The sequence below is a fragment of the Pseudomonas sp. KH_046_2 genome (genome assembly GCF_057838985.1).
Map to the genome: position 1 here is coordinate 725419 of NZ_CM174480.1, position 18697 is coordinate 744115.

General features: G+C 61.0%; 18 protein-coding genes. 13 read left to right on the forward strand and 5 right to left on the reverse strand.

Going from position 1 to position 18697, the window contains the following annotated elements:
* Position 1: 1 nt before the first annotated feature.
* The 5 genes from AC3IX1_RS03250 to AC3IX1_RS03270 all read left to right on the forward strand — a co-directional run bounded on the left by AC3IX1_RS03250 (position 2) and on the right by AC3IX1_RS03270 (position 5703).
* Positions 2-559: an NUDIX hydrolase gene (locus AC3IX1_RS03250; RefSeq protein WP_489387113.1), complete on the forward strand. Its 558-nt coding sequence runs from the start codon at positions 2-4 to the stop codon at positions 557-559.
* A gap of 290 nt (positions 560-849) precedes the next feature.
* On the forward strand, positions 850-1221 hold the full coding sequence (locus AC3IX1_RS03255) for a translation initiation factor Sui1 (protein WP_008053936.1): 372 nt from the start codon (positions 850-852) through the stop codon (positions 1219-1221).
* A gap of 219 nt (positions 1222-1440) precedes the next feature.
* Entirely contained in the window at positions 1441-3354 is a 1914-nt protein-coding gene (speA, locus tag AC3IX1_RS03260; RefSeq protein WP_489387114.1) for an arginine decarboxylase, read from the forward strand.
* 232 nt (positions 3355-3586) lie between these two features.
* Positions 3587-4906, forward strand: coding sequence for a type VI secretion system Vgr family protein (locus AC3IX1_RS03265; protein WP_489387115.1), 1320 nt, complete (start codon positions 3587-3589; stop codon positions 4904-4906).
* Complete coding sequence (locus AC3IX1_RS03270; RefSeq protein WP_489387116.1) at positions 4903-5703, forward strand: DUF4123 domain-containing protein; 801 nt, start codon at positions 4903-4905, stop codon at positions 5701-5703. The genes AC3IX1_RS03265 and AC3IX1_RS03270 overlap by 4 nt, the downstream gene beginning before the upstream one ends.
* 11 nt (positions 5704-5714) lie before the next feature.
* Here the strand turns inward: AC3IX1_RS03270 and AC3IX1_RS03275 are convergent, their stop codons facing one another.
* Together AC3IX1_RS03275 and AC3IX1_RS03280 are read right to left on the reverse strand one after the other, a co-directional pair.
* On the reverse strand, positions 5715-7064 hold the full coding sequence (locus AC3IX1_RS03275) for an MATE family efflux transporter (protein WP_489387117.1): 1350 nt from the start codon (positions 7062-7064) through the stop codon (positions 5715-5717).
* Positions 7065-7140: 76 nt separating this feature from the next.
* Positions 7141-7434, reverse strand: coding sequence for a hypothetical protein (locus AC3IX1_RS03280; RefSeq protein WP_489387118.1), 294 nt, complete (start codon positions 7432-7434; stop codon positions 7141-7143).
* A 156-nt stretch (positions 7435-7590) separates the two neighbouring features.
* On the opposite strand from AC3IX1_RS03280, the gene AC3IX1_RS03285 reads away from it, so the two are divergent.
* The 5 genes from AC3IX1_RS03285 to AC3IX1_RS03305 all read left to right on the forward strand — a co-directional run bounded on the left by AC3IX1_RS03285 (position 7591) and on the right by AC3IX1_RS03305 (position 12014).
* Positions 7591-7893, forward strand: a complete 303-nt coding sequence (locus AC3IX1_RS03285) for a MazG-like family protein (RefSeq protein WP_489387119.1) — start codon at positions 7591-7593, stop codon at positions 7891-7893.
* A complete protein-coding gene (locus tag AC3IX1_RS03290) occupies positions 7893-8642 on the forward strand; it encodes a methyltransferase domain-containing protein (RefSeq protein ID WP_489387120.1) in 750 nt (249 codons plus the stop codon). Before AC3IX1_RS03285 ends, AC3IX1_RS03290 begins: the two co-directional genes overlap by 1 nt.
* A gap of 12 nt (positions 8643-8654) precedes the next feature.
* The gene (locus AC3IX1_RS03295; RefSeq protein WP_489387121.1) at positions 8655-9263 is read left to right on the forward strand and encodes a DUF4136 domain-containing protein; all 609 of its coding nucleotides are present in this window, start codon (positions 8655-8657) and stop codon (positions 9261-9263) included.
* Positions 9264-9319: 56 nt separating this feature from the next.
* Entirely contained in the window at positions 9320-9883 is a 564-nt protein-coding gene (locus tag AC3IX1_RS03300; RefSeq protein ID WP_489387122.1) for a DUF4136 domain-containing protein, read from the forward strand.
* A 148-nt stretch (positions 9884-10031) separates the two neighbouring features.
* Complete coding sequence (locus AC3IX1_RS03305; RefSeq protein WP_489387123.1) at positions 10032-12014, forward strand: pilus assembly protein TadG-related protein; 1983 nt, start codon at positions 10032-10034, stop codon at positions 12012-12014.
* On the opposite strand, the gene AC3IX1_RS03310 is transcribed toward AC3IX1_RS03305, so the two are convergent.
* Positions 12011-14752, reverse strand: a complete 2742-nt coding sequence (locus AC3IX1_RS03310; RefSeq protein WP_489387124.1) for a PAS domain-containing sensor histidine kinase — start codon at positions 14750-14752, stop codon at positions 12011-12013. The two genes, AC3IX1_RS03305 and AC3IX1_RS03310, sit on opposite strands and share 4 nt — an antisense overlap.
* On the reverse strand, positions 14749-15189 hold the full coding sequence (locus tag AC3IX1_RS03315) for a TadE/TadG family type IV pilus assembly protein (protein WP_489387125.1): 441 nt from the start codon (positions 15187-15189) through the stop codon (positions 14749-14751). The genes AC3IX1_RS03310 and AC3IX1_RS03315 overlap by 4 nt, the downstream gene beginning before the upstream one ends.
* Before the next feature lie 75 nt (positions 15190-15264).
* On the opposite strand from AC3IX1_RS03315, the gene AC3IX1_RS03320 reads away from it, so the two are divergent.
* From AC3IX1_RS03320 to AC3IX1_RS03330, 3 genes are all read left to right on the forward strand, one after another.
* On the forward strand, positions 15265-15735 hold the full coding sequence (locus tag AC3IX1_RS03320) for a prepilin peptidase (protein WP_489387126.1): 471 nt from the start codon (positions 15265-15267) through the stop codon (positions 15733-15735).
* 114 nt (positions 15736-15849) lie between these two features.
* Positions 15850-16629: a response regulator transcription factor gene (locus tag AC3IX1_RS03325; protein ID WP_489387127.1), complete on the forward strand. Its 780-nt coding sequence runs from the start codon at positions 15850-15852 to the stop codon at positions 16627-16629.
* Positions 16630-17544: 915 nt separating this feature from the next.
* On the forward strand, positions 17545-17808 hold the full coding sequence (locus AC3IX1_RS03330) for a DUF6124 family protein (protein ID WP_489387128.1): 264 nt from the start codon (positions 17545-17547) through the stop codon (positions 17806-17808).
* On the opposite strand, the gene AC3IX1_RS03335 is transcribed toward AC3IX1_RS03330, so the two are convergent.
* Positions 17805-18695: a type II secretion system F family protein gene (locus AC3IX1_RS03335; protein WP_489388682.1), complete on the reverse strand. Its 891-nt coding sequence runs from the start codon at positions 18693-18695 to the stop codon at positions 17805-17807. The genes AC3IX1_RS03330 and AC3IX1_RS03335 overlap by 4 nt on opposite strands.
* Positions 18696-18697 lie beyond the last annotated feature (2 nt).

The following is an 18697-nucleotide window of genomic DNA, read 5'->3' on the forward strand; positions in this document are numbered from 1 at the left end:
CATGGTCGATAACGCCAGGGAAGCCGCGCACCGTGCGGCTTCCGATGCCGAACAGATCGCCTGGGTCGACGAGCAGGACAACCTGCTCGGCGCCCTGGTCCGTTCCGATTTGCGTGAACGCGGGCTGATCGGGCGCGGTACCTACATTATGTTGTTCAACTCTGCCGGCGAGCTTTGCGTGCATCGGCGCACGTTGAGCAAGGCGATCTATCCCGGTTTCTGGGACGTAGCGGCGGGCGGCATGGTGCTTGCCACGGAAACCTATGCCGAATCGGCGGCCCGGGAGCTGGAGGAAGAACTGGGTGTGAGCGGTGTGGAACTGACTGCCCATGACCACTTTTTCTTCGAGGACACTGGCAATCGACTGTGGTGCTCGGCGTTTTCGGCAGTGTGGGATGGCCCGTTGATCCTGCAACCGGAAGAGGTGCTCGAAGCGCGCTTTATTCCCATCGAACAGGTGATGCTGGAAATCGGGCAAAAGCCTTACTGCCCGGACTCTTTGGCCGCGTTGAAGCGCTATCTGCGCTCACGGGGCGAAGACGTCGCAAAAGAGGCATAAATTGGCGCCGATTGGCTCTTAGCAATCGGCGTTTTTGCCGTTACACTGCGCGACCTTTTTAAACTGAACCGGTATTGCTTCACTTGTAGGAGCGAGCTTGCTCGCGATGGACGTCAACGATAACGCGCGGTATCAGACAGCACGTGTTGTCCGTGGGTTTTTCGCGAGCAAGCTCGCTCCTACAAGGGTTGTACCGTTTCAGTAGCGCTGCCCCTGCCTGAGTGGGGCTTCGCGGTCGATAGCCTTCCCAAGTGCTGCGACCAGTCTTTGTCCTCCCAAGAGGATTGCCGGTGGCCAAAAAAGCCGCATCCTTCGCCGCCCTGGGCGGCCTGGTATTTTCCACCGACGCAGGTCGTCATTGCCCGGAATGCAGTAAACCGGTGGACGCCTGTATCTGCAAACAGACCGTTATCCCGGCCGGCGACGGCATCGCGCGCGTGCGTCGCGAAAGCAAGGGCCGTGGCGGCAAGACGGTGACCACCATCACCGGCGTGCCGTTGGCTGAAGACGCGCTCAAGGACCTGGCCACGACGTTGAAGAAACGTTGCGGTACCGGTGGGGCGCTGAAAGACGGTGTCATCGAAATCCAGGGCGATCATGTCGAGCTACTCTTGGCAGAACTGATCAAGCTCGGTTTCAAGGCGAAGAAGTCCGGCGGCTAGCAGCCTCTGTGAAAACCACCCGCGGCTTGATCCGGTCCTGATGACATTCAGGTCCGGCATCGTCTACATGGTTTTCACAGAGCCTGTTCATGACCGGTATCTAAACTCACAGCGGTCGGCGGGGTCTATTGCCTCGTTGACGAACCGTCATTTTCATTCTTTAGACTGCGCCGGCCTGAACCCAGGCGACGCACTATGACTTCTTTATAGGGGACTTCGATGTCCGTACGACGCACACGCAAAGACGATGGCAGCCAATGGACAGTTGCGGACAGCCGCAGTGTTTACGGGATTCGCCATTGGGGGGCCGGGTATTTCGCGATCAATGACGCCGGTCGCGTCGAAGTTCGTCCGAACGGTCCGAGCAGCTCGCCTATCGACCTGTACGAGCAAGTTGACCAGCTGCGCAAAAGCGGCCTGTCCTTGCCGTTGCTGGTCCGTTTCCCGGACATCCTGCAAGACCGCGTGCGTCAGCTGACCGGCGCGTTCGACGCCAACATCGAGCGTCTGGAATACCAGAGCAAGTACACCGCGCTGTACCCGATCAAGGTCAACCAGCAGGAAGCGGTGATCGAGAACATCATTGCCACCCAGAACGTTTCCATCGGCCTCGAAGCCGGCTCCAAGCCTGAACTGCTGGCGGTGCTGGCACTGGCGCCGAAGGGCGGCACCATCGTCTGCAACGGCTACAAGGACCGCGAGTTCATTCGCCTGGCGCTGATGGGCCAGAAGCTCGGCCACAACGTGTTCATCGTGATTGAGAAAGAATCCGAAGTCGGCCTGGTGATCGAAGAAGCCAACTCGCTCAAGGTCAAGCCTCAGGTCGGCCTGCGCGTGCGCCTGTCGTCCCTGGCCTCGAGCAAGTGGGCTGACACCGGCGGTGAGAAATCCAAGTTCGGCCTGTCGGCGGCGCAACTGCTGTCGGTGGTCGAGCGTTTCCGCGCGGCCGGCCTGGACCAGGGCATTCGCCTGCTGCACTTCCACATGGGCTCGCAGATCGCCAACCTCGCTGACTACCAGCACGGCTTCAAGGAAGCGATCCGTTACTACGGCGAGTTGCGCAACCTCGGTCTGCCGGTGGATCACATCGACGTCGGCGGTGGCCTGGGCGTCGACTACGACGGTACGCACTCGCGTAACGCCAGTTCGATCAACTACGACATGGATGACTACGCCGGTGTCGTGGTCGGGATGCTCAAGGAATTCTGCGATGCGCAGAGCCTGCCGCACCCGAACATCTTCTCCGAAAGCGGCCGTTCCCTGACCGCGCACCATGCCATGCTGGTGATCCAGGTGACCGACGTCGAGAAACACAACGACGACGTGCCGCAGATCGAGAACAAGGAAGCGCTGCCGGAAACCGTGCAGTGGCTGGTGGACCTGCTGGGTCCGACCGACATCGAGATGGTCACCGAAACCTACTGGCGCGCCACGCACTACATGAGCGATGTTGCCTCCCAGTACGCCGACGGCAAGCTGACCCTGGCCGAGAAAGCCCTGGCCGAGCAGTGCTACTTCGCCGTGTGCCGTCGCCTGCACAACTCGTTGAAGGCTCGCCAGCGTTCCCACCGTCAGGTGCTGGACGAACTCAACGACAAACTGGCCGACAAGTACATCTGCAACTTCTCGGTGTTCCAGAGCCTGCCGGACACCTGGGCCATCGACCAGGTCCTGCCGATCATCCCGCTGCACCGTCTCGACGAAGAGCCGCTGCGTCGTGCGGTACTGCAAGACCTGACCTGTGACTCCGACGGCAAGATCAACCAGTACGTCGACGAGCAGAGCATCGAGACCAGCTTGCCGGTGCACGCGTTGAAAGAAGGTGAGGACTACTTGTTGGGTGTGTTCCTGGTCGGTGCCTACCAGGAAATTCTTGGCGACATGCACAACCTGTTCGGTGACACCGACTCGGTGAACATCTACCAGAACGCCGACGGCAGCGTGTACCACGCCGGTATCGAAACCCACGACACCATCGAAGACATGCTGCGTTACGTGCACTTGTCCCCGGAAGAACTGATGACCCACTACCGCGACAAATGCGCCAGTGCCCGTATCAGCGCCACCGAGCGCACGCAGTTCCTCGATGCCTTGCGTCTGGGGCTGACCCGTTCGTCTTACCTGTCTTCCTGAGGTAAGGGTCACGCTCACCAGGTTGTCTGAAAATTTACCGTTCGCTGCGGAAATTTCAGATGACCTGGTGCGGCGATTCTCCTGTTCCAGGCGAAATTTCCAGCATCTTCGACAACCCAACGCATTTGGTCTTCTTTTCGCGTAGGTTATTTCCTAATTTGTATTTCGGCACTCTACTCGGCCATGTCTCTCAGCGAGAATCCCCGGCCGCCCCTCCTGTAGAGAAACGCCGATGTTCAATCCAGTCAGCGAACCGTCATTTCGTCTGGATGTAGCAGGTCTGCCCGACTCCTTAGAGGTCCTGGCCTTTACCGGCAGAGAAGCCATCAGCGAGCCGTTCGTGTTCGACCTGGAACTGCTGATCGAAGACCCGATGCTTGACCTTGCCAGTTTGCTGTATCGCCCGGCCTCGTTGCATTTCGGACCGGCCGGAAGCCACGTGCATGGACAGTTGCATGAGCTCGTCCAGCGTGACCACGCCTGCGGACCCCGACTCTGCCAGGTGCGCCTGGGGCCAAGGCTGGCTTGCCTGGCCCAGCGCTTCAGCCGACGAATCTTCAGTGCCCGCTCAGTGCCGCAAATCCTCGACCTGGTGCTCAAGGAGCACGGCATTACCGGCAAGGATCGACGCCTGGAGCTACGTGGCGAATACCCGCCCCGGGATTTTTGTACGCAATATCGAGAGTCAGACCTGCAATTTCTTCAGCGACTGTGCGCCCGGGAAGGCCTTCATTACCACTTCGAACACCGGGCCCGCGGGCACTGTGTGGTGTTTGGGGATGACCGGCAGCGTTTTCCAACCGGCGAACCTGTGGTATTGCGCAGCGAGGGCGAACGGCCGGCGGTGCGGCAGTTCGAACGTCAGCGCCGCGGTGGGACAGTGGTGCAGTGCGCCGAATGCCGGACGGATCTGGCGACCTTGCGCAGCGGTCGACTGATGCCGCTGTCAGGTCATCCGGTTGCCGATTGCAATCGGCTCTGGCTGCTGACACGCGTTGAGCACTGGGGCAGTCAGGATGCGACGACGCCTTACCACAATCAGGCCCGTGCCCTGCAATGGCCGGCACCCATCGAGCCGCCCTGTGCGACGGTCCAACCAAGGATGCATGGCCCGCAACGGGCGTGGGTCGTCGAGGTCGATGAGCCAGGCCCCGACCCGGCAAGGCCGGTACCGGTGCAATTCGACTGGCTCTATCAGGGCGAAGGGGCGACAGCCAGTCATTGCTGGCTGCCCCTGGCCAGGCAGTTGCAGACCCCGACGTTCGTGCCGATGCGGGAAGGGACTGAGCTGGTCGTGAGTTTTGCCGATGGCGATCCCGATCAACCGCAGATAACCGCGGTGCTGCATGCATCGGCAACGGTCGAGGTGACGGATGCCGACACCCCCCACCCCGGCAGCACCCATGATGAGGGGCTGGAGCAATGGTTGCGCTCGGGGGAGCCATTGCTGATGTTGTGCCTGCTGCCCGGTGGCGGCAGCTTCAACCATTGCGCACAGGCTTTGTGCACCTGTCGTCTGGCGACGCAGCTTGGCCAGAGCTCTGGAGCATGATCGCCACACGCACGCCCGAGGCCCCCCCGCAGTGGCTGTTGCTGGATGTGCCGAGCGCGCCGCAGGCGGGTGTCACACTTCGGCAGATGTTTGCCCAGGCCCGATGGTTCGGGTTGTTCGACGGCACGGAGTGGCATGCGCAGCATGAACAGGGGCCGGTCCTGGTCGATCTGCGCTCCTGTCCGGCATTGGCCGATTTATGCATCGTCGACGGACAACGCTGGCCCGGATTGCTGATGGTCAGCGAGGCCAGCGCTTCGTCGTTGCTGGCGCATTTGCGGCGCATGCTCACGGTCACGCTTGGCCGGCACCGGGCCCTTTTGAGTTACTACAACCCAACCACGACCAGCTATTTTTTCGATACCTGCGATGCCGTTGAACTGAGTCGCTGGCTAGGGCCTATCCACCAGTTACGCTGGTTCGGCGGTAGCTGGGCCGACCGCGCGATGGGATGTGAGGGCTGGCAGCGCTTGTCCAACCCGGGGTTGGCGGTCAGCCCGTTGGCCGTCGAGGAAAGCCTCAGCGCCGGGCAGCAGGGAACATTGCAAACTTGTCTGCTCGAACAGCATGCCTGGCGCTGGAACCGATCCACAGGTATCGATTTCCCCCGTCTGTGGACCTATGTGCAGGAAGGGCTGGCGCTGGGTTTCAGCGAACGCCCGGTGCTCGATGGCTGGATATGGCTACGTTTGCAATATCCCGATGCCGTTCCCGTGCAGCCGTTGCCAGGCGGAACTCAACAGGAACGCCTCGATAACCTGCGTCGCCTGTGGCAGAACGATTCCCCCTGGCCATGAGGTCGACCCGTTCAGTGAGTGCTGCCGGCAAACCAGCCATCGTTAAGGCGCAGGCGCCAGGCAATCACGCCGAGGGTCAGACTGCGCAGCAGCATGAACAACAGAAAGGTTATCCACAGACCATGATTGCCGCCGCCTTGCAGTGCCCAGCCGAAGGGCAGCACCAGCGCCACGGTCAGCAGCATGCCGTTGCGCATTTCCCGGGCGCGGGTAGCGCCGATGAACAGGCCGTCGAGCAGGTAACTCCAGACGGCAATCAGCGGCAGTACGGCGAGGTAGGGCAGGTAGATGAACGCGGTGTCGCGCACACTTTGAATGTCGGTCTGCATCTCGATGAACAGATGCCCGGCGAACAGAAACAGCGCGGCAAAACCCAGGCTGGCCAGCAACGACCAGCCACCGGCCACCACCAATGAACGGCGCAGGGCATCGCGGTCACGGGCGCCAAGCGCATGTCCGCACAGGGCTTCGACGGCGTGGGCCAGACCATCGAGGGCGTGGGCGGTCAGCAGCAGGCCATTGAGCAAAAGAGCGTTGGCCGCGACCGTGGCGTCGCCCATTCGTGCGCCTTGCACCGTGATCAGGAAGAACACCGATTGCAGCGCCAGGCTGCGGATGAAGATGTCGCGGTTGACCGCCAGCAATGGCCGCCAACTCTGCCACAGCGCCAATGCCGCCCAGACGATATGCCCGGGGTAGGCGCGCAGGGCTTTGCGGGTCATCAGCAAGCCGATCAGTGCACCGGTCCATTCGGCAATCACCGAGGCCCGGGCAGCTCCGACCACGCCCCATTCCAGGCCGAGGACGAACCACAGGTTCAGGGCAATGTTGACCAGGTTGGTGCTCAGCAAAATCGCCAGGGGCGCCCGGGCATTCTGGGTACCGAGAAACCAGCCGACCAGTGCATAACTGGCGAGCGCCGCCGGCAGGCCGAACAGGCGGGTGTGGAAGAACTCGCGGGTCAGTTTATCGAGCTCAGCCGACGGTTGCATGAAATGCAACGCGACCCCACTCAAAGGCACGCCCACCACTCCCAACACCACGGCCAGGCCGATGGCGAGCAACAGGCCTTGCAACAGAATCTGCCGCAAGGCCGCGCCATCCCCGCGCCCGGCCGCCTGGGCGGCGAACCCTGTGGAGCCCATGCGCAGAAAGCCCATGGCCCAGGCGAGGAAGGTGTACAGACTGGCCCCGACTGCGACAGCGCCGAGTTGATGGGCGTGGGGCAGGTGACCGATGACGGTGCTGTCGACCAATGCCACCAGCGGTACGGAAATGTTCGAAAGAATCATCGGCGCGGCGAGCGCCCAGACCCGGCGATGGGTAGGGCGGTCGCGCCAGTCGGCGGTCAGGTTGGACATGCAGGCTCCTTGGGGGAGCGGGCATTGTAGCGGCACGTCAAGAGCAAGCCGCGATCAATGTGGGAGTTCGGTGGTGTCAGTGGATGATCCAGCTGAGCAACCAAAGCCCCAGCACCAACCAGATGAAACCCATGATGAACGACGCATTGAGAAAGGCGCGGATCGCCGACCACAGCAGGATCAGCCCCAGGATCAAGGTCACGATGCTGATGACCGAGGTATCCATGCCCAGCGCCTGGGACAGGCCTTCGACAAAATTGCTGCTGGCGTTGCTCAACAGATTGAACAGCCCGCTGAGGCCATCAACGATGAAGCGGATGATCGAGCCGAGTACCTGGCCGAGCCATTCGGAAAAACCTTCTACCTGCATGGAGTGAACGTCCTGATTAAAGAGAATTGAGTCTTGGGCTGTCGATCATGCTGCCGAGTTCCCACAAGCATAGAGGGTTGCACACAGAGCATGCATCTTCTGCCCCTTGCCTTCACCTGTGATCCCCCCGAAGCTATACGCCTTCAGGAGAGCCCGATGAACCTTGTTGAACTGACCGAACGCCTGCACGCCATCCGTGACCGCAATGACTGGCAGCAATTTCACAGCCCGAAAAACCTGGCCATGGCCGCGAGCGTGGAAATGTCCGAGCTGGTGGAAATTTTCCAGTGGCTGACCGAAGACCAGTCACGGCAGTTGCCGGCGGACAAACTCGCCCATGCCGGGCAGGAAGTCGGTGACATCGTGCTTTATCTGCTGCTGTTGTGCAGCGAACTGGGTCTGGATATGGATGCCGTGGTGCGCAGCAAACTGGCGGACAGCGAACGGAGGTTCAACTGATGAGCGACCGTCATTTCGATCAACTGGCGACCCGTTTCGCCGAAAAAATCTACGGTGGTGCCAAAGGGGCGATCCGTCTGGCGGTGTTGCAGGCCGATCTGGCCGAAATCCTGCCCGACCGCCCGCTGCGCGTGCTGGATATCGGTGCCGGCCTTGGCCACATGTCGCTGTGGCTGGCCCAGCGTGGTCATCAGGTGACCCTCGCCGAGCCTGCCGAGCCGATGCTCGAAGGCGCCCGCCAGCGCTTTGCCGAAGCCGGGCAGAGCGCGACATTCATTCAGGCGCCCTGGCAGGAGCTGCTCGGGCAGCTCACCGAACCCTACGACCTGGTGCTGTGCCACGCCGTGCTGGAATGGCTGGCCGAACCCCATGCCATCCTGCCGGTGCTGCATCAATTGACCAAGCCGGATGGCTGGCTGTCCCTGGCGTTCTACAACCGCGACGCGCTGATTTATCGCAACTTGCTCAAGGGCCATTTCCGCAAGATGCGCAAGAACGACATGGCCGGTGAAAAGCAGAGCCTGACCCCGCAACAGCCCCTTGATCCGCGCGAGCTGGCGGCGCAACTTGAAGGTCTGTGGCAGGTCGAAACCATGAGTGGCGTGCGGGTTTTCCACGATTACATGCCGGTGGAATTCCAGGCCCGCGCCGAGTTGGCGGATCTGCTGGAAATGGAACTGGCCCACCGTCGTCATCCGAGTTTTGCCGGGCTTGGGCGTTACTTGCACTGGATCTGTCGGCCTGTCTGATCGGAGCACGCAATGAAAAGTCATTCAGGTGTACTGGTGTTCTGCCTGGGGCTGGCGGCCTGTCAGGGCAGCAACCCCTATGTCGCTACGTCCAATCCTTTGCCACCGGCACCGCCCCAAGCCGCCAAGACCTTTGACCGCAGTGCTTACCCGGCAGCGCCGCGTGACTATGGGCGCTACCGCAGTTGGGCCTGGCTTGACGGGCATCTGCCACCGGGCACCGCCTGGGCCGACTCGGCGCAGATCGCCGAAGCGGTCAGCAATGCGCTGGATCAACGCGGCTTGCGCCCGCTGCACGACAATAGCCCGGCTGACCTGTTCGTCAGCGCCGACCTGCGGATGGAAACCCGTTTGCGTCAGGTTCAGGACGACTATTACGGCGGCGGGTATGGTGGCTACAACGGCTACGGCCCTGGATATGGCGGGTACGCCACCGTACCGATCGTTCGTACCTATCAGGAGCAAGTCGTGGTGGTTCAGGTGGATATGTTTGACGCCAGGAGCGGCCAGCCGGTGTGGAGCGCCAGCGCTGAAACCGGCAACCGGGGCAGCGAAAGCGAGCGGGCCGATGCCATACGGGAGGCTGTGGAAAAGGCAATGTCGGCGTATCCTCCCAGTTAGCTTCTTGTAGAATAAGAAGCATTGCGCAGGACCATGCCTTCAACCGGAGACTCATCATGTTCCGCCGTTTTGTTTTACTGGCAGTGGCCGCGCTGCTCAGTGCCTGCGCCGCCAACCAGGTCAATCATGACTTCGACGCCAGCCGCGACTTTGCTGCCTATCGCAGCTGGACCTGGAAAGAGCCCGCCCTGCAATACCGTCCCGACGATCCACGGATCAAGAGCGACCTGACCGAACAGCGCATCCGTCAGGCGGTTGCCGATCAACTGGATCAGCGCGGTCTGCGCCCGGCCGCCGCAGGCGCCAAGGGCGATTTGAATGTGCAGACCTACCTGATTGTCGAAGAGCGGCAACAACAGGTGACCACCAATTACGGCGGCGGCTGGGGTAACCCGTGGTATGGCTACTACGGCGCCCCCATGTATAACGAAACCCGCAACATCAGCTACAAAGTGGCGACCATCCAGATCGACCTGCTCGATGGCAAGGACGGCAAACTGGTGTGGCGCGGCAGTGACGAGCAGATACTCAGCCGCACGCCGAACCCGACGGATCGTCGCGATGCCATCTGGGAAACGGTCACGCGGATATTGGCCAACTATCCACCGCACGCCTCCTAGAATCAGCCAGTCTCCCAACCCCTGTGCTTCCCACAGGGGTTTTTATTATCTGCGATGGCAAGTTGCCAGCAGTCTCGGCCACCCTTGTCTACACTGCTTGTCACCAACGGAGGTTGCGCCCGGCAGTGCGCCGGCAAAGGAGTGCGCCATGTCTCCCCGCCTGCAGTTTCGCGGTCCGGCCCGGCAACGGGGGGCGATCGGATTGATGGCCGCGTTGACCCTGACTTTGGCTTTGGCATTCATGTTGTTGGTGGTCGATACCGGCAGGCTGTACCTGGAAAAACGCAGTTTGCAGCGCGTGGCTGACATGGCCGCACTTGAGGCGGCCACAAGGGGTGGAGACTGCTCCGGTGGCTCAACCGCGAACACCTATGCCACGGCCAGCGCGCAACGAAACGGTTTCGCCATTCCCTCCACCGGGCGCGCACTGGCTGTGGCGTGTGGTGCGCTGACTCTGGATGCCAACAACCTTCGGGTATTCGGTGCAGACCCAAGCAAAAGCGAGGCTATCCGGGTTATCGCCAGCCATGTCGTGCAACAGAGTATTGCCGGCGGCATCGGCGCGTTGGTCGGTGGTGCACCGGCGGGCTCAACGCTGATACTGAGCGCTACGGCGGTCGCTGCGCTGCCGCCTCCCGTGGCTTCATTGACGATCCGCAGTGCGGCCCTGACCTTCGATACCAGCAAGGCCGCCATTACCAGCCTGCTTTTCGGGGGGTTGCTGGGAGGCAACGTCAGTATCAGTGCGGCGGGCTGGAACGGTTTGGTCAACACCGACATCAGCCTGCTCGGCTACCTCAACCGGTTGAAAATCGACCTCGGCCTGACTGCGGGCGGCTACGACCAGGTACTGGGTAATACGATCAATGTCAGCCAGTTGATCCAGACCGCCATCAACGTACTGGACCCCAACGGCACACTTGGAGCATCGGCAACCATTGTCAGCCTACAAGCGTTGAAGGTGGCAGCGGGTACGACGTCCGTTGTGCTGGGTAATATGTTGCATGTTGAAAGTGGCACCGACATCTCGACCCTTGCCGTGAATCTCAAGGCCTACGATCTGATCGAAGGGTTTGTGCAACTGGCCAACAAGAAGAATGCCTTGGTCGCGACCTTGCCGATCAACATCGCGGGCCTGGCGCAAATCAATGCACGGGTGCAGGTGATGGAGCCGCCGCGACTGTCGGCAATCGGTAATCCAAAAAACGCGGCATTGGCCCCTTTGGGCCCCGACCGCATCTATGTACGCACGGCTCAGGTCAAGACATTGTTGTCGATCAACCTGCCCGTGCTGGATGCCATCACGCCTCTGGTCAACGCCGTCATCGATCTCGCTGCACCCCTGGCCAACATTCTGAACTCATTGTTTGATTGGGACCTGGTGGGCGTCGTCAACGCATTGACCTGCGCGTTGCTCGTGCCCTGCGACACGCCGGAAATCAAGCTGTTGCCACCACCGATACGGATCGACGTGGCCCTGGAGGCGGCCGGTGCCTGGAGTTATGTCACGGCTTACAGTTGTGTAAGTACGACGAATAAAAGCCTGACGACCAGCACCACCACCACACTGATCGGATTGAAGATCGGGCAGATCGACCCCGCCGATGTGTTTGGCTCGCCCACTGCTCCACCCAGCAACCACGTCAATCCCCTGAAGGTCATCGATATCGGCGTGCAGACCTGCCAGCGGCTGCTGATCTTGCCGCCAACCTGTTACAACCATCAGCCCGGCGTTGGCGGTAGCATCGATATCATGGTCAACACCGCGGTTGCGCAAAATGCCAACATCCCCCACGTCTATTCCGCGCCGGCGCCTGCCAACTTGCCGGAGATCAATCAGCCACCGTTTTACTACGCATTTACCACGACCAATATCGTCAACAGCCTGAGCACCACCGTGAGTAACCTCGGCGTGAACATGTATGGGCCGTCGGGCAGCATCGTGGGTGGCTTGGGCAGTATTTTGAGTGATGTCACGACTGCGTTGGTCAATGCGATCAATACGGTACTCAGCCCGTTACTGGATACGCTGATCAATACGTTGCTGGCGAGCCTGGGGATCGACCTGAACAAAGTCGAGGTGGGTGCCAACCTCAGTTGTCACTCGGGTCGAGCGACGCTGGTGATCTAGTCCGGCGTCACAATCGGCAGTTCGATGCAGAAACGCGCGCCCTCGGTGGCGTTTTGCACGCTCAGTTTTCCGCCCATGTTCTCGACGATGCCGTAACTCACCGACAAGCCCAAACCCGTGCCCACGCCGACGGGTTTGGTGGTGAAGAACGGCTCGAAAATCCGCTCCAGCAAACGCGGGTCGATACCGCCGCCGTTGTCCTCGACCCACAGGCGTACCGAGTGTGTATCCCGTTCGGCGTACACCGAAATCCACGGTTTGAAATCAGGGGCGGTCTCGCGCTTGCCGAGCAGTGCATCCCGGGCGTTGACCATCAGGTTGATCAGCACCTGTTCAAGTTGATCGACGTAGCCGCGCACCTGCACTTCAACCCCGGGTTCGCTGATGCGCAGGTCGACGCCTTTGCCGCGCATCCCCTCGGACAACAGCGACAGGGTGCCTTCGATGGCCAGGGCCGGGTTGAACGGTTGCTGCTCGACCTCCGAACGACGGCCGAACACCCGCATGTGGTCCACCACCCGCGCGGCGCGCTGCACCTGGGTGTCGATGCGGGTGAGCTTGTCGATCAAGTAATCGACCTGCACGTCGCCGTTGTTGAGGCGCTTGAGTACGTTGACGATGGCCATGCGCATCACGTTCAGTGGCTGGTTGATTTCATGGGCCAGGCCGGTGGTCATTTCACCGAGAGTGGCCATTTTCGCGCTTTGTGTGAGCTGCTGCTGCGAGCGCCGCACCTCGGTGTTGTCGCGCCCCACGGCCTGGACCTCGAGCAACCGGCCCTGTTCATCGAACACCCCGCGATCGGACCAGACCCACCAGGCGTGTTCGCGGCCGGGCAGTTGCAGGTTGATCTCGGCGGTGCTGACCGGGAACTCGGGGCTCAACTGGTTCAGCCGTCGGGTGAATGCCTCGCGCTGTTCCCCGGACATCCAGTTGCCCAGATTCACCCCAGGCAATTGTTCGGGCGCCAATTCAAGATAGGTGGCCAACGGGCGGTTGCCGAAGGTCAGGGTCAGGTCCGGCTGGTAGCGGCAGATCATCGCCGGCGAGTCTTCCACCAGAATCCGGTAGCGTTCTTCACTCTGCCTGACCTGTTCGGTGGCCAGGGTCGCTTCGGTGATGTCCAGCCAAAGGCCCACGGCTTCCACCGGCAAGCCGAGATCGTCGCGCAACAACTTCGCTTCATCCAGCAGCCAGTGATAGTCGCCGCGACTGTCACGCAACCGATAGCGGGCGCGCACCGAGCCTTCACGCAGCAACAGCCGCGTGCGCTCGAAATACTGCAGGCGGTCGTCGGGATGCACCCGCTCCACCAACGCCCCGGGTGCGCAGTCGGCGAGAGTCCAGCCGAGCAGCGGCAGCAGGCTGTCGCTGAAGAACACCGGTTGCAAGGCGCCTTCGACATAGCGCTGTACGTAAATCACCGCCGGAGAGCTGGCGATCAGATTGTCTAGGCGGGCATGGGCGGCGGCGGCGCTCTGCTCCTGGTTCTTGATGTCGCTGATGTCGAGCATGAACCCCACCAACCGACGGTTTTTCCCCGCGCCCAGGGCTTGGCCCTGCAGGCGATACCAGATGGGTTCGAGCGCACCGTATTGGCGATACAGGCGCACGCACAGCAGCAGGGGAGTGCCTGTCTCCTGCAAGTCTTGCAGGCAGATGCGCAGCTCTTCGCGGTCGGCGGGATACACCTGATTGAGCCAGTCCTGCATGGATAAACGCGACGTCCCAAGGTTCAGGGTCGTGGTCAGCGAAGGTGCCAGCAGAACCTCGTCGCTGTCGCTGAAGACTTCCCACCAGCCGGTTCCCAGCAAGGCTTGCAGCGACTCCAGGCGTTCCAGTTGCAAATGATGCCGGTGCTCGCGCAGGCGCTCGAGCAAGGGGCTGGCGAGCGCGGCGGTGATTTGCAGCCAGTCGCGTTCCGTGACATCGGGTGCGCGTTGTTGCGCCGTGTAGAAGCCGCACAGCAACCAGGCGACCACCCCTTGTGCATCGTGATAAGGCACGGCGAAGCCATCGGTATTACCGAATGTGCCTTGCAGGCGCGGGTGCTCGCGCGGGGTCAGGTGCTGCGGTGCCGAGCCGCTCAAACTGTCCAGCCCCGTGCCCAGGCGTTGATCGTTTTGCCAAAGTTGCGGTGCATCGAGGGCCGCGTAGTGCTGGTAAATTTGCCATCCCTGTTCCTGCTCATCGAGCAAGGCCAGGGCAATGCACGGAATCTGAAAGCGCTGGGCCAGGTTTTGCAGTTGTTCGGCCAGCACCTCGGGCAGGCGAGTCAGGCTGCACAGGCGCAATTGTCCGGCGATTTGCATCGCCAGCACCTGGCACTGTTCGCGGTTACGTGATTGCCGGCGTTCGAGCAGCAAGTCGCCGATGTCCAGCATCTGCAACAGCCAGGCATCGGCCAAGGGTTGCACCCAGCCGCGCAAATGCAGCGGAGGACCGTTGAGGCTGCAGAAGTCCAGGTCCAGGGTTTGTCCCTGCCAGTCCGCCGGCGAGCCTTCGATGGCGAGGCTGCTGTGGGGCAACAGGAAGTCGAGCAGGTGCGGTGCCTGTGCGCTGGGGGGGTGTTGGGCCAGCAAGTGCCGCAGCGGACCGCTCGATTGAACGACACGCCCCTCGGCATTGAGCTGCATCTGCAAGCCGAAACTGTGCACCCGCAGTGCCTCCGGCGGCTCCGGTGGAGGCGGCGGATGGCGGTGGAGCAGGCGCCCGAACAATTTATCTCCGGCACTCAAAATTGCAGGCTCGCACTGGCCGTGAGGGTCGGCGGCAGATTGGGCACCCGACCGATGCCGGGCAGGTTCAGGAACGGGATGACGGCGCTGATTTTATTGGTGGGGTAACTGATGCGGACTGTCAGCAACCCGCCCACGTAAGTGACGGTGGCATCAGTGGCGACATTGAAATTCAGGGCCGGCGCTATCCAGGCCGTTTGCGTGGTCAGCTCCGTCGTGGCGCGGGCGATCAGTGCGGCGCTGTAGCCGGGGGTGGCCGGGTCCAGCGCCACGCTGCGGCGCACGGCTTCGGCGGTCGACTGGTTGAATGACTGCATCAACAGCAGCGGCAGGCTGTAGCTGATGATGCCGTAGAACACGCCAAAAAAAATGATGAACACCAGGGCGAACTCAATCGCGGCGGCGCCTTTTTGTTTGTGGGGGAGGCTGGCTTTCATGAGTGCGTCTACCCTGACCAACACTGAGTAATGTCAGCATAGAATCATTCAGCCAAAACGGACGTTTTTTACCGAATGCAGAGCTTTGTCCTATTGATCTGGCTGGCGCTTTGCGCCGCACAGGATGCCCGGCAACGGCACATCGCCAATGGCCTGACCCTGGGTGTCGGTGCCCTGGCCCTGGCGTGGCTGCTTTGGAGCGGCACGACCTGGCTGGGGGCCGAGGCGCAACAGGGCGGCTGGGCTTTTTTGTTGGCCCTGGCCTTCACGCTACCGGGCTACACCATGAAGCGAATGGGCGGCGCAGACGTGAAACTCATGGCCGCCCTGGGTCTTGCGACGGACGGTATGCATGTGCTCGGCACGTTTATTGGCGCCGGATTGGCCAGCGTTTTCTGGCTTCTGCTGGCGCCAAGAGTCTGGCTTCATATGAGTCAAGGGTTTAGAACCCATCTTTTTTATATGGCACCTGAACTGTCAAGGAAGCAGCCATTTGCACCCTTCGTGCTGGTAGGGCTGATGCTGACATTTGCCTGGCTCCACTAGTCGACCCTTTTGTGTACATAGCTGGAAACTACGTCTACTTTTCAGACAGAAGTCGTACAGCCGCTGGCTGTTGGTGAGGGACGGGTCAACCTTTGACCTGACAGGGAGTTGCTCGTGAGCAAGTTTACTTCGGCAGTAAAAGTCCTTGTGGTCGACGATGCGCCATTGATCGTTGAAGAGCTTTGCGAATTTCTGGAGGGCAAAGGTTACCGTTGTGTTCCCTGCGAATCGGGCTATCAGGCGATCGAGCGTTTCAACGAAGACCTCGATATCGGTCTGGTGCTGCTGGACTTGCACATACCCGGCATGGACGGTATTGAGCTGATGCAGGAACTGCAACGGCTATCGGGCAAGCACCGGGCGTTCGAGGCGATCATGCTCACCGGGTGTGCCGACAAACAGGACGTAATCAAGGCCCTGCGCGCTGGCGTTGCCGACTATTACCAGAAGCCGATCGATCTGGATGAGTTGTTCGAAGGTTTGCAGCGGCAGGAAGTGGCCTTGCAGGAGAGGCACAAGAATCTGCAGTTGGGGCATTTGAATCAGAAGCTGCAGTATTTGTCAGAGTCGATCGATGATCTTTACCAGGACCTGGACAAGGTTCGGCGCGGTCCGCATGCCGACGCCGGTGACCGGGGTGTCGCTGATACTGATGCGGTGGAGGTTCCGGCGATTTTCCATCAGCTGTCTCCGCGGCAGCTGGAGGTGGCGCGGTTGGTGGGCAAGGGGCAGACCAATTATCAGATTGCCTGTGAGTTGGGGATTACCGAGAATACGGTGAAGTTGTATGTGTCGCAGGTGTTGCGGTTGACGCATATGCATAATCGGACGCAGTTGGCGTTGGCCTTGTCGCCCAGTGGTTCCGTGGGGCGGCAGCGGGTTACGGCGCATTGAGTCTTGGCGGCCTCTGGGCCGACCATGCTGGTGGTTTGAGTTGAGTACATATCCATTCCTGCGGTAACGGCTGCTTACGGTTCCGCTCTTACAGCGGGTCACTTTGGCAAACGCCCCAAAGTAACCAAAGGTCTCGCCCCTTACGTACGGCCCCTCGCTTAGGCTCGGCGTTCCTTCGCTACGGTATTCATCCGGGGGCATTGCCCTCCGGTCGGCTTCGCTTCGACCTACATGCAATGAGTTCGACTGCGTCGAACGGCGCTGCGCGCCAGTCCCCGGATGAACACCTCCACTCAGCCTTCCGAGGGGGCGGGTGGATCAAGATCAAAAGCTGCAGGCGAGCTAACGCTCGGCCTGATGAGTGGTGAAGAGCGTTGGTGTACGCCGACCTGCCTTTGCTCTTCTGTGGGAGCGAGCCTGCTCGCGAAGGCGGCCTGCCGGCCGACCTGAATCTGACAGATGTACCTCGACCCTGTGGGAGCGGGCTTGCTCGCGAAGGCGGCCTGCCAGCCGACCTGAATCTGGCGGATGTACCTCGACCCTGTGGGAGCGGGCTTGCCCGCGATGACGTCCTTCCAGCCAACAGATTCCTGTGTAGTTTTCCTCGGATCCCTAGGAATTCTCCGACACGCTTTTCAGGTTGTCCGTCGGAAGCGCGATCTCTAGCCTTTGTCGGTCGCTGCAAAATCAGTGACCGGGCTGTCGCGACCTTTTAGTCTACTTGGTGCATAATCCACCGGCTCAAACCGGAGCGCTTCGGTGCTTGTCGTTTGATGTAATGGTGGCTGTGCGCGGGATACCTTCGGGTATGCCGGGTTTCCAAGTAGCTCGGTCCGCGACCCCGCGTACAGCTGCCACCCTTGATTGCTGTCGCGGCGATCAGTGGCAGCTCCATTTCATACTTGGAGCTTCACCATGATCAAACCCACCCCAAATCCCCCCAGGCAACCTGTCCCCCACAAGCCCGGCACGATGTTCGTCGTCACCCCGGACATCGACACCGAGACCCTGCTGGCCCACGCCTGTGAATCACTGGCGTCGGCGAGTGTGATGGCGAGTGATTTCGCGGGGTTTTTGCAGGGCTCGCAGTGCAATACGATGCTGGGTATTGCGCAGGTGATCATGCTGGGTGAGCTGGCGGTGAATCGGGCGCTGGATAATCTCGATCCGCAGGATTAGTGACCAAAGGACCGGGCCAGGGCCGTGAAGCCCGGGCCGGCCAGGACGATCAACAACGCCGGGAAGAGAAACAGCATCATCACGACGGACATTTTGGCGGACATCTTGGAGATGTATTCCTGCAGGCGCGTCAGGCGCCGGTCGTCGAGCAATTGTTTGAGCGCCAGCAGGGACTTCATCGCGCCGCCACCCTGATGGATCAATTGTTGAAGGATCACGCAGGTGTCGGTGAACTCGTCTACCGCAAGCAAGCGGGTGGTCTTGTTCAGCTCTTCGCCCAGTTCCAGGCCGGAATCGACGCGGGTCAGAATCAGGCGTAGTTCATGGGTCAGGGCGGGCAGCAATAGTCTGCCCTCCTGGCTCAGCACACGCAGGGATTGCTCCACCGCCATGCCGGATTCGAACAGGGTGCGCAGCAGCGCAATGAAGGTCGAGGTCTCGGTGGCGAGTTGTTTTTGCCGGCGTTGTGCAGCTGCGGCCAGCCAGCGTTTGGGCAGTAGATAGCCGGCGCTGGTGGCGAGCATCGGGGCGATCCAGTGGTTCTCCACATTCGGGTAGAAAAGTCCCTGGATCAGCAGGCACAAGGTCAGTGCCAACACCGGCACGCCCACCTGCAAGGCGGCGAACAGTGAGCGCTGGCGTACACTGCGCCAGCCCAGGCGGTTGAGCAGGGCCTGGGTTTCGTTGTCCATTTTGACCGACTGCTGCCCCAGCCGACTGGCGCCCAGGGCCTGCAGCAGTAAGGTGAGGTGGCTATCACCCGGCGCCTTGCCATCCAGTCGCTGGGCTACCTGGCGTGCTCGTCGGCTTTGGTCCAGCAAGGCGCTGAGCAACAACAGTGCTGCCCCGAAAAGCAGCAGCGCGCTCACCAGCAAGAGCATCTTCATAT

Excerpts from the sequence above, each read along its gene's own strand:
- AC3IX1_RS03250 (WP_489387113.1), top strand. The coding sequence starts at position 2 with ATGGTCGATAACGCCAGGGAAGCCGCGCACCGTGCGGCTTCCGATGCC.
- speA (WP_489387114.1), top strand. The coding sequence starts at position 1,441 with ATGTCCGTACGACGCACACGCAAAGACGATGGCAGCCAATGGACAGTT.
- AC3IX1_RS03265 (WP_489387115.1), top strand. The coding sequence starts at position 3,587 with ATGTTCAATCCAGTCAGCGAACCGTCATTTCGTCTGGATGTAGCAGGT.
- AC3IX1_RS03270 (WP_489387116.1), top strand. The coding sequence starts at position 4,903 with ATGATCGCCACACGCACGCCCGAGGCCCCCCCGCAGTGGCTGTTGCTG.
- AC3IX1_RS03275 (WP_489387117.1), bottom strand. The coding sequence starts at position 7,064 with ATGTCCAACCTGACCGCCGACTGGCGCGACCGCCCTACCCATCGCCGG.
- AC3IX1_RS03280 (WP_489387118.1), bottom strand. The coding sequence starts at position 7,434 with ATGCAGGTAGAAGGTTTTTCCGAATGGCTCGGCCAGGTACTCGGCTCG.
- AC3IX1_RS03285 (WP_489387119.1), top strand. The coding sequence starts at position 7,591 with ATGAACCTTGTTGAACTGACCGAACGCCTGCACGCCATCCGTGACCGC.
- AC3IX1_RS03290 (WP_489387120.1), top strand. The coding sequence starts at position 7,893 with ATGAGCGACCGTCATTTCGATCAACTGGCGACCCGTTTCGCCGAAAAA.
- AC3IX1_RS03295 (WP_489387121.1), top strand. The coding sequence starts at position 8,655 with ATGAAAAGTCATTCAGGTGTACTGGTGTTCTGCCTGGGGCTGGCGGCC.
- AC3IX1_RS03300 (WP_489387122.1), top strand. The coding sequence starts at position 9,320 with ATGTTCCGCCGTTTTGTTTTACTGGCAGTGGCCGCGCTGCTCAGTGCC.
- AC3IX1_RS03305 (WP_489387123.1), top strand. The coding sequence starts at position 10,032 with ATGTCTCCCCGCCTGCAGTTTCGCGGTCCGGCCCGGCAACGGGGGGCG.
- AC3IX1_RS03315 (WP_489387125.1), bottom strand. The coding sequence starts at position 15,189 with ATGAAAGCCAGCCTCCCCCACAAACAAAAAGGCGCCGCCGCGATTGAG.
- AC3IX1_RS03320 (WP_489387126.1), top strand. The coding sequence starts at position 15,265 with ATGCAGAGCTTTGTCCTATTGATCTGGCTGGCGCTTTGCGCCGCACAG.
- AC3IX1_RS03330 (WP_489387128.1), top strand. The coding sequence starts at position 17,545 with ATGATCAAACCCACCCCAAATCCCCCCAGGCAACCTGTCCCCCACAAG.
- AC3IX1_RS03335 (WP_489388682.1), bottom strand. The coding sequence starts at position 18,695 with ATGAAGATGCTCTTGCTGGTGAGCGCGCTGCTGCTTTTCGGGGCAGCA.